Here is a 12177-nt window from a genome sequence, read left to right as displayed (position 1 = left end):
CGTATTTTAGGACGAGACATGTACTATCAGTATTAGAAACCAACTGATACTGATAGTACTACTGATTAAAGAAAGTAACTTATCTTTCCCAGTACGCTTCTTCTAGGCTATCTTCTCTTTCAGGAAGGCCACGAGATAAACGTGGAGAGTGTTGAACCAACACTTCATAGCTAGCACGGTTAGAATATTTACAAACTTGTGAGAACGAAGAGTACGTCAAGAATGAATGTTGGTGTTTACTTGAGTTTGGCACGTTTTCTTTGTGGTACTTATTAGCAGCCATATCATGTAATAAAGCTGATAACGCAGCATCACCTGCACCATTGGTATTTTTGATCTTTTCTGGTCCACCCATGTATGGCGCAATGTGCGAATACACTTTAGTTGGGTTTTCACATAAATCTTTATGCGCAGGACGGCTAAATTCAAAACGGTTGAATTCCGCAATTGAACCTGGAAGTAAAGGCAGTGACGTTTCACGCTTAGCTGCATCTTCTGTATAACCAGCCATAAATAGGCCAACAGGTCCCGCAGTACATAGAACAAGGTCTACCCAGTCTAGCGCTTTATCTGATGCAGCCAGTGGATCGCTTTCACCCGTTAACGCTTCAGCTTCGTCTTCATTCATTGCAACAACCGTTACGTGTTGCTCAAGGAAATCTTTCCAGAATTCTGGATCATCTTGAATAACGAACTTAGTACCTAGTGTAAGAACGACTGGCACATCGTATTTCTTCGCGTATTCGATCGCTTTCATTGTTGCTTCAGGCATCGGGTCGCCTGGCTTACAGCGAACTAAATAAGCCGTTAAAACTAAAGCAGAAGCACTTTTGAAGATTTTTTCAGGAATGCTTTCTGGTTTTAATTGGTTCATTTGTCCTTCGCTAATTGCGAAAGTACGTTCACCGTCTTCTGTAATTAATGCAAAGCAGCGACCAATTGCGCCATCTACCCCTTGTAAATGGTTCAGATCCATTCTGCTTGATGTATTACATAAATAGCGATAACCGTAACTACCAATCTTAATATCTTGGCTCATTACACCTAACAGTGTAGAACGGTCATCCGCTAGCACTGAATAGTTGTGTAATGTGTTACCAATTGTGCCACCAGCGTATTCATTGGTAATCAGGCACTGCTCTTTTAATTCTTGATACAAAGATTCAGCGGCTGCGTCGCCAATAACCAGTGAATGTCCCTTGCTCAAACCATACTTCTCAATAAGTTCAGAACTCACCTTTGCTTCAATATCCACCAATGTTTGGTCAATACCGATAATATGAGTGCGTGACATTCTTTTACTGCTTTGAGCTTGGCTCACTAGAGGATCACGAGCGTGAACCGGAAAGTAGTGCTTTGATTTACGTTGTCCAGGGAATTTCATAGGGCTAGTCTAAGTCAAGGGGAAATAGGTGGCGGATTCTACCGCGCTATATTTAACGCGGCAATCTTTCAAACTATAGCAAACGTTTGCTGAAGGTTTTTTTTATTCGCCTTCCATAAAGCTTAAATCAGGCAGCATGCCCAAATGCTCTGCGTAACGTTTTTGATTAAACTCCGCGCCGTTTTTCATAACGTCAAATACTTCAATTGCCAGTGCACATGCCATAGCCGCAATTGCTTCTTCACGTGGAGTGCCTGTCATCATTAAACGCATCAACGTCTCTTTCACTTTCACTGGTTCGCCATCTTCAAGCTGGTTCTCGATGATCTCAATCAGCTCTTCTTCTTGCATAAATTCATTTTGTTCAGACATTTTTTTATCTCAGGTCTTGGATTTCGAGCGACTATGCCACATATACTTCTGACATCCTAGCGACTCACCTCGCTCTCATGCGATTCTCTAACAAAGTCAGCGCACTATTTGTGCAAATGAAACTGTGATTCCGGTCTCGGATCTGTCACGGCGTTTCTCTTTCTGTTAGAATCTGCGACCAAGTAATAGTAACGGTGTTTAGACATGTCAGATATCAGCTCTGGAAACAGCGAAAAGAAAGTAATTGTCGGTATGTCCGGCGGTGTAGATTCGTCAGTATCGGCGTATCTTCTTCAGCAACAAGGCTATCAGGTAGAAGGCCTTTTCATGAAAAACTGGGAAGAAGACGATAACGAAGAATACTGCACGGCAGCTGAAGATCTTGCTGATGCTCAAGCGGTATGTGACAAACTAGGTATCCACCTTCACACTATCAACTTTGCTGCAGAATACTGGGACAACGTATTCGAATACTTCCTTGAAGAGTACAAAGCAGGTCGTACACCTAACCCAGATATTCTTTGTAACAAAGAAATCAAATTTAAAGCATTCTTAGAGTTTGCGGATGAAGTGCTAGACGCAGACTACATTGCGATGGGTCACTACGTTCGTCGTACTTTCCCAACTCAAGAAGAGCTTGATGCTGGCGTAAAACCAGAAATGCTACGCGGTCTAGACAGCAACAAAGACCAAAGTTATTTCCTATACACGCTAAGCTCAGATCAAGTGGCACGCAGCCTATTCCCTGTCGGTGAATTAGAGAAGCCAGAAGTGCGACGTATTGCTGAAGAGCAAGACTTGATCACAGCTAAGAAGAAAGATTCAACAGGCATCTGCTTTATCGGTGAGCGCAAGTTCACTGAGTTCCTAGGCAAATACCTACCAGCACAACCGGGTAACATCGAAACACCTGAAGGCCAAGTGATTGGTCAACACCAAGGTTTGATGTACCACACGCTAGGTCAGCGTAAAGGCCTTCATATTGGCGGCACTAAAGGTGGTGGCGGTAACGAAGAACCATGGTTTGTTGGTGAAAAAGACCTTAAGCGTAATGTACTTATCGCAGTACAAGGTAAAGACCACCCTCTTCTGAAATCAGAAGGCTTGATCGCATCTCAACTTCATTGGGTAAATCGCACACCAATTACTGAAGTTATGACATGCACGGTAAAAACACGTTACCGTCAAACAGATATTCCTTGTACAATCATCCCAATTGATGATGAGAACATTAAGGTTATTTTTGATGAGCCACAAATCGCAGTGACCCCAGGTCAATCTGCAGTGTTCTACCAAGGCGAAGTATGTCTTGGTGGTGGTATCATCGAAAAGCGCATCTAATCAATCAAACGACAAACGATAGAAGACAACTAGGAGTTACTACGTGGCTAATACACTTTATGACCGTACTATTGCTTTCGCCGGAATTTGCCAAGCTGTGGCTTTGGTTCAACAAGTAGCGAAAGACGGCCATTGTGATAAAGATGCCTTTGAAGCTTCACTCAGTGCCATTTTAAATACCAACCCATCGAATACCGTGGGCGTATTTGGACGTGAAGCGAACCTAAAGCTTGGCCTTGAGTGCTTAGTAAAAGGTATCGATAGTACTCCAGCAGGTAGCGATATCACGCGTTACATCATCAGCTTGATGGCGCTTGAGCGTAAGCTGTCTTCTCGCAACGACTCTATGTCTCAGCTTGGTGACCGCATTCAAACTGCAGAGCGCCAAACTGAACACTTTGATCTGTTTGACGAGCAAATGATCAGCAACCTTGCAAGTATCTACCTTGATGTCGTCAGCCCTATCGGCCCTCGCATTCAGGTTTCTGGTACTCCGTCTGTACTTCAGCAGACATCGAGCCAACATAAGGTTCGCGCACTGCTTCTATCAGGGATTCGAAGCGCTGTGTTATGGCGTCAAGTTGGCGGTAAACGTCGCCACCTTATCTTCGGTCGTAAGAAGATGATCGAGCAGGCTCAAATCCTACTAGCTCGAATGTAGTTTATTAGCTCGCGCCTCGTCGCGAGCTTGTTTTTTGTATCAACACAACTCTCACGCAAACGATTGCGCAATGTGCGTGACAATTGAGATTGTTACTGGTATAAACCTCTCAAAATTTAGAAAACTCAATTCAGGAGAACACCATGGAACTGTCAGCATTGACTGCTGTTTCACCAGTAGACGGCCGTTACGGAAGTAAGACTATTGCATTACGCAGCATCTTTAGTGAGTTTGGACTACTAAAGTACCGCTCTATCGTTGAAATTCGTTGGTTACAAAAGCTTGCAGCAACTGATGCAATCAAAGAAGTACCAGCGTTCAGTGCAGAAGCTAACCAGTTTCTTGATGAACTAGCCGCTAACTTCAGCGAAGAAGATGCTCTACGTATCAAAGAGATCGAGCGCACGACTAACCACGACGTTAAAGCGGTTGAGTACTTCTTGAAAGAGAAAGTTGCTGGCGTTCCTGAACTTCACGCTGTAAACGAATTTATTCACTTTGCATGTACTTCTGAAGACATCAACAACACCTCTCACGCGCTTATGCTTAAAGAAGCTCGTGACACAGTGATTCTTCCAGAAATCCGTAACGTAATTGATGCTATCAAAGCACTTGCGAACGAGTACCGTGATATTCCATTACTGTCTCGTACACACGGTCAGCCAGCTTCTCCTTCTACTATGGGTAAAGAGATGGCTAACGTTGCGTATCGTATGGAACGTCAATACAAGCAAATCGAAAGCGTTGAGATCCTAGCGAAAATCAACGGCGCGGTAGGTAACTACAACGCACACCTTTCTGCATACCCAGAAGTTGAATGGCACCAGTTCTCTGAAGAGTTCATCACTGAATCTCTTGGTGTAACTTGGAACCCTTACACAACTCAAATCGAACCTCACGATTACATCGCTGAGCTATTCGACGCTGTTGCTCGTTTCAATACGATTCTTCTAGACTTCGACCGTGACGTTTGGGGCTACATCGCTCTTGGTCACTTCAAACAGAAGACTATTGCTGGCGAAATTGGTTCTTCTACAATGCCGCATAAAGTTAACCCAATTGACTTCGAAAACTCTGAAGGCAACCTTGGTCTAGCTAACGCTGTATTTGGCCACCTAGCACAGAAACTTCCAGTTTCTCGCTGGCAACGTGACCTAACTGACTCTACGGTTCTTCGTAACCTAGGTGTGGGTGTTGGCTACGCAATCATTGCATACACTTCGACTCTGAAAGGTATTAGCAAGCTTGAAGTTAACCGCGCTGCGCTACTTGCTGAACTAGACAAGAACTGGGAAGTATTGGCTGAACCAGTACAAACAGTAATGCGTCGTTACGGCATCGAAAAACCATACGAGAAGCTAAAAGAGCTAACTCGTGGTAAACGTGTAGATGGCGAAGGCATGCGTGCATTCATCGATGGTCTTGAGATCCCTGAAGACGAGAAAGTTCGCCTGAAAGAGATGACTCCAGCGAACTACATCGGCCAAGCAATCGAGCTAACTGACAAACTGTAAGGTTCGAATTTCGAATCACAGAATAGACTAAGGCTTCCCATGTGGAAGCCTTTTTGTTGAGCGGAACAAAGTGTATTGAGCACAAGAGACGTCAGCAAAATAATACAAAGCAACCCAGTATCATTACCCTACTCATCTCAATCCGTGCGATATCAACCAATCAATATCGTAATGCTTCATCACCAGTAACCCTCTATCGCCAGACACCTATTCCTCGAATACTTACTGTCTTAGATGCCAAGATCAAAAAAGACCTCCCGAAGGAAGCCTTTCAAATGTATCTTGTCGATTAGCGACTGAAGAATACGTAGCGATTACATGTTACGTAGAGAAGCAATACGCTTGTCTAGCGGCGGGTGGCTCATTAGAAGCTCTGTTAGAGACTTCTTACCGTTGATACCAAATGCCATCATAGAACCTTCTAGTTGTGGCTCATGGCTCACCTTTAGGCGCTCTAGCGCTGCAATCATCTTCTCTTTACCTACTAGGTTCGCTGCACCTGCATCGGCATGGAATTCACGATGACGGCTGTACCACATCGTAATGAAGCTTGCTAAGAAACCAAATACCAATTCCAACACCATAGACACACCGAAGTACACCATCATGTTGCTGCCACCCTCTTCTTCGTTGTCATTCGACGCAACAATGTTGGCGATAAAACGAGATAGGAAGATAACGAACGTGTTCACTACACCTTGCATTAACGTCATGGTCACCATATCACCGTTCGCGATGTGGCTCACTTCATGCGCTAATACTGCTTCAGCTTCATCACGCGTCATGTTGTGCAGCAGGCCTGTTGATACTGCTACCAATGAATCGTCACGCTTAGCACCTGTCGCGAATGCGTTGATGTCTGGCGAGTCGTAGATCGCCACTGTTGGCATACCAATACCAACTTGTTGAGATTGACGGCTTACCGTCTCCATCAACCAATGTTCTGTTTCGTTACGTGGGCTTTCAATGACCATGCCGCCTACCGAGCGTAGCGCCATTTTCTTCGACATCATTAATGAAATGAATGAGCCGCCAAAACCAAATACCGCAGCCATCACCAATAAACCTGAGAGGCTACCGGGTTGCATACCTGTAACTGCGTATACAACATTAAGAACAACACTTAGTACCAATACAACCGCTAGGTTAGTTGCAAGGAACAACATTACTCGCTTCATTACTTATCTCCGCATGAAAGCTGTTTTTATAAAACTTATTGTTATAGACAAGGCAGACAGCAATAGATTCCAACCTTGAAGACTTATACTTACTTATACATATAGTCTTAGATTAAGAAAACAAGGTTAAGCATTAAATTGCAACATTTGATTACGAGACCATATCCGAATTAAATCCACTCTATTAGACCTAAGTCGTATGGTGTCGATATAACAATCCGTTTACAGTGACTTCAGATGATTTATTGGCTAGTCCATGTACAAAAAGGAAAGGATCATGGTTGAAGGTACTAACACTCAAATGGCTATCGATTTACTGTGCTGTCACCTAGGGATTACTGAAGAAGAAGCGAAAAAGCAGGTTGGAACCCTAACACCGCAAACGGCACAGACAAAAATCACAGAAACTCAGCAAGCTTTAATGGGACTGACTAAAGAACATTAGTTCTAAGCTTGTTTATTAAAAGACCGGTTGTTTATCAACTCAAGGTCTAAAGGCTTAAAATAGCAAAAGGGCTGCAATCGCAGCCCTTTTCTTATTTAGTACATAACGTGGTAATTAAAGCGCAAGCAAAGGCTGCACATCAATGTACTTACCAATGTTTTTAGACTTCGCTTTTGGGACGTAAGGGATTTCACCTAACTTAGGTGCACCTAACTTATCTTCAAGCATCGCAATAATATCTGCGTAGTGCTCAGTACCTGGATTGATACGGTTTGCGACCCAACCTACTAGGTTTAGGCCATCAGCACGAATCGCTTCTGCCGTTAATAGAGCGTGGCTCAAACAACCAAGTTTAATACCCACAGTCAGTACCACTGGCAGTTGCTCTTTTTTAACCCAGCTAGAAAGATATTCATCGTCTGAAACCGGGACTCGCCAACCACCAGCACCTTCAACTAACACGATGTCAGAGTTTTTCTTATGCTCTTCTAGCTTCGCTGATAATACCGCCTCATCAATTACAACACCATCATGCTTAGCAGCGATGTGAGGCGATGATGGTAGCAACAACGCGTATGGATTGACGTCTTCGTAAGCAATATCTTGCGTCGCCGCTTCTTGAAGATGCAGTGCATCACTATTACGTAGTCCTTCAGGGGATTTTTCACTCCCTGCAGCAACTGGCTTGTAACCAATTGTTGATAAATCTTGTGCGGCCAAAGCTTGAAGAATCGCTTTTGAAACCACAGTTTTTCCCACTTCGGTATCCGTACCTGCAATGAATAATGCATCAATCATAATTGAATAACCCCTAAACAAACTTGATATGTTGCTGGTAAGAAACCTTGATGGTTCTTAAACTCTCGATATTCCCGATCAACAAGCTGCAACATGCGACGACTTGTTAAACCTTGTGAGCGACCACTTACGTGATTAGCGCCGATACCTTTAAGGTCGCGCATCAGTTCAAACGCAGTGTCGTACCAAACGGTGATGGTGGGCAAGTCTAGTTGATGAACGGTACAGCTAGATTGCGCTAACGCAATTTTTACCTTATTGATTGTAATAAAATGGTTAACGTGTTGATGTGCGTCAATTTTGGACCACGACTTTTTCAGTTCAAACAGCGACCCATCAAGCAAAGTTGAGAAAATAACACGCCCACCAGCCGCCGTAACACGCTTCATCTCTCTCAAAGGCGACGACAAATCGTCACACCATTGCAACGCAAGGCTAGAGAAAACGATGTCAAAGCACCCATCTTCAAACGGCAATTGTTCGGCATCGGCTTGTTGATATAAAGATACAGATGCACCACACCGCTTCTCTGCTGTTGCTAGCATTCCAACAGAAAGATCAGCGCAAACCACTTCGGCGCCTCGTTTTACAAGTTGCTCGGAGAAATAGCCAGTACCACAACCTAGATCCAGCACCTTAAAGCCTGACAGATCGCTGGGTAATTTATCCAGTAGTCGGTGGCCAACATCGCGTTGAAATTCAGCGTGTTTGTCATAGGTTGTTGCCGCTTTACCAAAGGCTTCGGCAATCGCACTCTTATCTTGGCCAACGTAATTATGCACTACTGCTTCTTGTGACATTTACTGAGCCTCATTATTTAGCTCTATTGCTTTAAGCAACGAGCTGGTTAACTGGAGAACCTGTTTCTGACTGTGGTTAGCCGTTAGCGTGATTCGTAATCGAGCGGTTCCGGCTGGAACGGTTGGCGGCCTTATTGCGGTCACCCAAACTTGGTTTTGCTTTAACTCTTCAGCTATTGATAATGCCGCTTGTGCTTCACCTATCACAAATGGCTTAATCGGAGTCTGAGTATCCACAAAGCCTTTCAAGCCGCTCACCTGCTCTGCATAGAGAGACCCTAACTCAGTCAGCTTTTCTCGGCGCCACTCTTGAGTTTGAGTCATCTTACAGGCATGAGATAAAGCCACCGCTTGTGAAGGTGGCATCGCCGTCGAGTACACATGATGACGAGCAAACTGAGTTAAGTAATCACCCACTTCTGACGAACAAAGAATCGCAGCACCAGAAACGCCAAATGCTTTGCCAAAGGTCACCACCAAAATATCGGGGGAGATTTGTGCTGCACTGCAACTCCCAGCTCCTTTATCACCTAATACGCCGATACCGTGGGCATCATCAACCGCCAACCAACTGTCGTATTGATGAGTCAGGTTAGATATCTGGCTGAGAGGCGCTTGATCGCCGTCCATGCTGAATACGCCCTCAGTGACGACCAAGGATTGTAGAGATCGGCTTAATAGAGACTCTAGATGCTGCGTGTCGTTGTGTTTAAAGCGTTTCATGGTTGCATGAGAAAGCATCCCCGCTTCCATCAAAGAGGCGTGATTAAGCTTGTCTTGCAGCAGAGAGTCGTCTTTTTCGAGCAGAGAAAACAACAAGGCTTGGTTCGCACTGAAACCAGAACTAAAGAGAATCGCACGTTCAAAGCCCAACCATTCACACAGCTGAGCTTCTAAATTTCTATGAGCAGGACTAAAACCCGTGACCAATGGCGATGCCGCACTGCCAGCACCATAAAGGGAAAGCCCCGCTTGCCACGCCTCTACCAATTCAGGGTCGTTCGCCAAGCCTAGGTAATCATTACTCGAAAAATTAATAAAGCGAGAACCTTCGCAATTAAGCAAAGGACCATTACTGTTTTCGAGCACTTTAAGTTGACGAGTTAGCCCCTGCTCACGGCGTTGAACAAGGGCATCTTTGATACGGGATTTAAACAGTGGCATCGTAGAACATGTCATCTTTCGTTGGACGAGCAGCAACGCGCTCCACTACTTGATCTAACAGTTCGTTTTCTTGAATTTCATCAGGCTTCTGAGCCACTTGTTGGCTGTTGATGCCTAACTTCTTAAACAGCTGCATGTCCGTGTCTTCATCTGGGTTTGGCGTAGTCAGTAGCTTACAACCGTAGAAGATAGAGTTCGCGCCAGCCATGAAGCACATCGCCTGCATATGTTCATTCATATTCTCGCGACCTGCAGATAGACGAACCGCTGACATTGGCATCATGATACGAGCAATCGCAATCAACTTAATGAAGTCAAAAGATTCAACATCATCGACGTTTTCCATCGGTGTGCCTTTCACTTTCACGAGCATGTTGATTGGCACACTCTCAGGGTGTACCGGAAGGTTCGCTAGCTCTACCAGCAGGCCTGCACGGTCATTGGTACTTTCGCCCATACCAATAATGCCACCAGAACAGATCTTCATACCGGCATCACGTACGTGAGATAGCGTATCTAAACGATCTTGGTAAGTACGAGTGGTGATGATGCTGCCGTAAAACTCGGGAGACGTATCAAGGTTATGGTTGTAGTAATCCAAGCCTGCATCCGCTAACTCGCCAGCTTGATCAGGGGTTAACATACCTAGTGTCATACAGGTTTCTAGACCCATACCTTTCACACCTTTGATCATATCAGTCAAGTGAGGCATATCGCGTTCTTTCGGGTTTTTCCACGCCGCGCCCATACAGAAACGAGTCGAGCCCGCGTTCTTGGCTTTTTGCGCCGCATCCAAAACACGCTCTACTTCCATTAGGCGTTCTTTGTCGACATCCGTTCGGTAGTGAGCACTTTGAGGACAATACTTACAGTCTTCAGGACAAGCACCAGTCTTAATCGATAGAAGCGTACTCACCTGCACGTGGTTGTGCTCTTGGTACTGTCTATGAACCACTTGAGCTTCAAACATTAAATCCATAAACGGTTTTTCAAGCAGTGCTGTTACTTCAGCAACTGTCCAGTCATGACGAACTTCCACGTGTCGATCCTTTTTTATTATTTGATGTTTCATCTCTATCAATAGAGATTGCATTTATGCTTGGCTAGTCTACCGACAAGCTTTAGACTGTCAACACATTGATAATATCAAAAGTTTACATCTGGTTATTTTTTAATCACACCAAGAATGGAAGTTACTATGGATCTCGCCTTTGATCGCCAGCATATCTGGCATCCCTACACATCAACGTTAACACCTCTGACCTGCTACCCAGTCACCAACGCAGACGGTGTTTACCTAGAATTAGAAGGCGGAAAACGAATTATTGATGGTATGTCATCTTGGTGGTCAACCATCCACGGCTACAATCATCCAGAGCTAAACGCTGCAGCTCATAGTCAAATCGATAAGGTTTCACACGTTATGTTTGGTGGCATCACCCACCAGCCCGCTATCGATCTATGTAAGAAGCTTTTGAATCTCGCGCCAAGTAATCTTGAGCATGTATTTTTGGCCGATTCAGGTTCAGTTGCCGTAGAGGTTAGCCTCAAGATGGCATTGCAATATTGGCACGCTAAAGGACAACCTCGTTCAAAGTTCCTCACACTAAGAGATGGCTACCACGGTGATACCTTTGCGGCGATGTCAGTGACCGACCCTGACAATTCGATGCACAGCCTCTACAAAGGCTTTTTGCCGGAACATATTTTCGCTGATTCGCCAAAAACAGGCTTTTGGGATGAGTGGAACTCAAGTGACATTGATAGTTTTCGAGAAAAGCTGGCAGCACACCATCAAGAAGTCGCAGCGGTGATCTTAGAGCCTATCGTTCAAGGGGCTGGCGGCATGCGCATCTACCACCCTGAGTTCCTAAAACAAGTTCGCTTGCTGTGTGATGAATTCAACGTATTGCTGATCTTGGATGAGATTGCGACCGGATTTGGCCGCACAGGGGAACTGTTCGCTTGTGAGCATGCCGATGTTCAACCGGACATATTATGCGTAGGCAAAGCTTTAACTGGTGGCTATATGACATTGTCAGCGACGCTTGCGAGTAAGGAAGTTGCTGACACGGTATGTGGCGGTGAAGCAGGCTGCTTTATGCATGGGCCAACCTTTATGGGCAACCCATTGGCTTGCGCAGTCGGTGCGGCAAGTTTATCCATCATCGAGCAAGGCCATTGGAAAAATCAGACTCAACAGATTGAACAGCTCTTTTCTGAGTTGTTACCACCGTTGCGAGAACATGAACTGGTTAAAGACGTGCGTTGGTTAGGCGCTATTGGCGTCGTTGAAACTCACACACCCGTCGATATGGAAGCCATTCAAGCTCACTTTGTAGAGCAAGGCGTTTGGATCCGTCCGTTTGGTAAGCTAATTTATATGATGCCTCCGTTTATTATCAAACCACAACATATTGAGCAATTGGTCGCTGCTATCGACACTGCATTACAAAATACTCATTGCTTTAAATAAGGCGTTTATTGCTCTAAACAAGAGCGACGATTATTTCTATATAT

At 44.8% G+C, this 12177-nt stretch carries 12 protein-coding genes; 5 read left to right on the top strand and 7 right to left on the bottom strand.

Features of this window, described 5'->3' with window-relative positions; translation table 11 throughout:
• Positions 1 to 79: 79 nt before the first annotated feature.
• Both AB4307_RS21180 and AB4307_RS21175 read right to left on the bottom strand, forming a co-directional pair.
• A complete protein-coding gene (locus AB4307_RS21180) occupies positions 80 to 1384 on the bottom strand; it encodes an inosine/guanosine kinase (protein ID WP_017060261.1) in 1305 nt (434 codons plus the stop codon).
• Positions 1385 to 1486: 102 nt separating this feature from the next.
• The gene (locus AB4307_RS21175; protein WP_010439986.1) at positions 1487 to 1756 is read right to left on the bottom strand and encodes a hypothetical protein; all 270 of its coding nucleotides are present in this window, start codon (positions 1754 to 1756) and stop codon (positions 1487 to 1489) included.
• 204 nt (positions 1757 to 1960) lie between these two features.
• On the opposite strand from AB4307_RS21175, the gene mnmA reads away from it, so the two are divergent.
• From mnmA to purB, 3 genes are all read left to right on the top strand, one after another.
• The gene (mnmA, locus tag AB4307_RS21170) at positions 1961 to 3097 is read left to right on the top strand and encodes a tRNA 2-thiouridine(34) synthase MnmA (protein WP_017060260.1); all 1137 of its coding nucleotides are present in this window, start codon (positions 1961 to 1963) and stop codon (positions 3095 to 3097) included.
• A 43-nt stretch (positions 3098 to 3140) separates the two neighbouring features.
• Positions 3141 to 3758: a high frequency lysogenization protein HflD gene (gene hflD, locus AB4307_RS21165; protein WP_017060259.1), complete on the top strand. Its 618-nt coding sequence runs from the start codon at positions 3141 to 3143 to the stop codon at positions 3756 to 3758.
• Positions 3759 to 3901: 143 nt separating this feature from the next.
• Entirely contained in the window at positions 3902 to 5272 is a 1371-nt protein-coding gene (gene purB, locus AB4307_RS21160) for an adenylosuccinate lyase (RefSeq protein ID WP_136978553.1), read from the top strand.
• A 314-nt stretch (positions 5273 to 5586) separates the two neighbouring features.
• Here purB and htpX read toward each other — a convergent pair whose 3' ends face one another.
• Positions 5587 to 6450 carry a protease HtpX gene (gene htpX, locus AB4307_RS21155; RefSeq protein ID WP_029235495.1) on the bottom strand — a complete coding sequence of 288 codons (864 nt, stop codon included), beginning with the start codon at positions 6448 to 6450 and terminating at the stop codon, positions 5587 to 5589.
• A 277-nt stretch (positions 6451 to 6727) separates the two neighbouring features.
• Between htpX and AB4307_RS21150 the strand changes: the two genes are divergently transcribed.
• Positions 6728 to 6895 (top strand): hypothetical protein, encoded by a 168-nt coding sequence (locus tag AB4307_RS21150; RefSeq protein WP_372133383.1) that lies wholly within the window; start codon positions 6728 to 6730, stop codon positions 6893 to 6895.
• A 114-nt stretch (positions 6896 to 7009) separates the two neighbouring features.
• Here AB4307_RS21150 and bioD read toward each other — a convergent pair whose 3' ends face one another.
• From bioD to bioB, 4 genes are read right to left on the bottom strand one after another with little or no spacing between them, the layout of a single operon-like run.
• On the bottom strand, positions 7010 to 7693 hold the full coding sequence (gene bioD, locus AB4307_RS21145) for a dethiobiotin synthase (RefSeq protein WP_017060255.1): 684 nt from the start codon (positions 7691 to 7693) through the stop codon (positions 7010 to 7012).
• Positions 7690 to 8493 carry a malonyl-ACP O-methyltransferase BioC gene (gene bioC, locus AB4307_RS21140; RefSeq protein WP_017060254.1) on the bottom strand — a complete coding sequence of 268 codons (804 nt, stop codon included), beginning with the start codon at positions 8491 to 8493 and terminating at the stop codon, positions 7690 to 7692. Before bioC ends, bioD begins: the two co-directional genes overlap by 4 nt.
• Entirely contained in the window at positions 8494 to 9657 is a 1164-nt protein-coding gene (gene bioF, locus AB4307_RS21135) for an 8-amino-7-oxononanoate synthase (protein ID WP_372133386.1), read from the bottom strand.
• The gene (gene bioB / locus AB4307_RS21130; RefSeq protein WP_372133380.1) at positions 9644 to 10696 is read right to left on the bottom strand and encodes a biotin synthase BioB; all 1053 of its coding nucleotides are present in this window, start codon (positions 10694 to 10696) and stop codon (positions 9644 to 9646) included. The genes bioF and bioB overlap by 14 nt, the downstream gene beginning before the upstream one ends.
• A 159-nt stretch (positions 10697 to 10855) precedes the next feature.
• Here bioB and bioA point away from each other — a divergent pair, with 159 nt between their 5' ends.
• Positions 10856 to 12133, top strand: coding sequence for an adenosylmethionine--8-amino-7-oxononanoate transaminase (gene bioA, locus AB4307_RS21125; RefSeq protein ID WP_171732192.1), 1278 nt, complete (start codon positions 10856 to 10858; stop codon positions 12131 to 12133).
• Positions 12134 to 12177 lie beyond the last annotated feature (44 nt).

It is taken from the genome of Vibrio sp. 10N.261.52.C2 (genome assembly GCF_041471425.1).
Taxonomy (GTDB): domain Bacteria; phylum Pseudomonadota; class Gammaproteobacteria; order Enterobacterales; family Vibrionaceae; genus Vibrio; species Vibrio crassostreae_C.
This window is presented reverse-complemented; position numbering and strand designations above follow the sequence as displayed.

Bases quoted from the DNA above. Each gene is read 5' to 3' on its own strand.
- AB4307_RS21180 (WP_017060261.1), bottom strand. From the start codon at position 1,384: ATGAAATTCCCTGGACAACGTAAATCAAAGCACTACTTTCCGGTTCAC.
- AB4307_RS21175 (WP_010439986.1), bottom strand. From the start codon at position 1,756: ATGTCTGAACAAAATGAATTTATGCAAGAAGAAGAGCTGATTGAGATC.
- mnmA (WP_017060260.1), top strand. From the start codon at position 1,961: ATGTCAGATATCAGCTCTGGAAACAGCGAAAAGAAAGTAATTGTCGGT.
- purB (WP_136978553.1), top strand. From the start codon at position 3,902: ATGGAACTGTCAGCATTGACTGCTGTTTCACCAGTAGACGGCCGTTAC.
- htpX (WP_029235495.1), bottom strand. From the start codon at position 6,450: ATGAAGCGAGTAATGTTGTTCCTTGCAACTAACCTAGCGGTTGTATTG.
- AB4307_RS21150 (WP_372133383.1), top strand. From the start codon at position 6,728: ATGGTTGAAGGTACTAACACTCAAATGGCTATCGATTTACTGTGCTGT.
- bioD (WP_017060255.1), bottom strand. From the start codon at position 7,693: ATGATTGATGCATTATTCATTGCAGGTACGGATACCGAAGTGGGAAAA.
- bioC (WP_017060254.1), bottom strand. From the start codon at position 8,493: ATGTCACAAGAAGCAGTAGTGCATAATTACGTTGGCCAAGATAAGAGT.
- bioF (WP_372133386.1), bottom strand. From the start codon at position 9,657: ATGCCACTGTTTAAATCCCGTATCAAAGATGCCCTTGTTCAACGCCGT.
- bioA (WP_171732192.1), top strand. From the start codon at position 10,856: ATGGATCTCGCCTTTGATCGCCAGCATATCTGGCATCCCTACACATCA.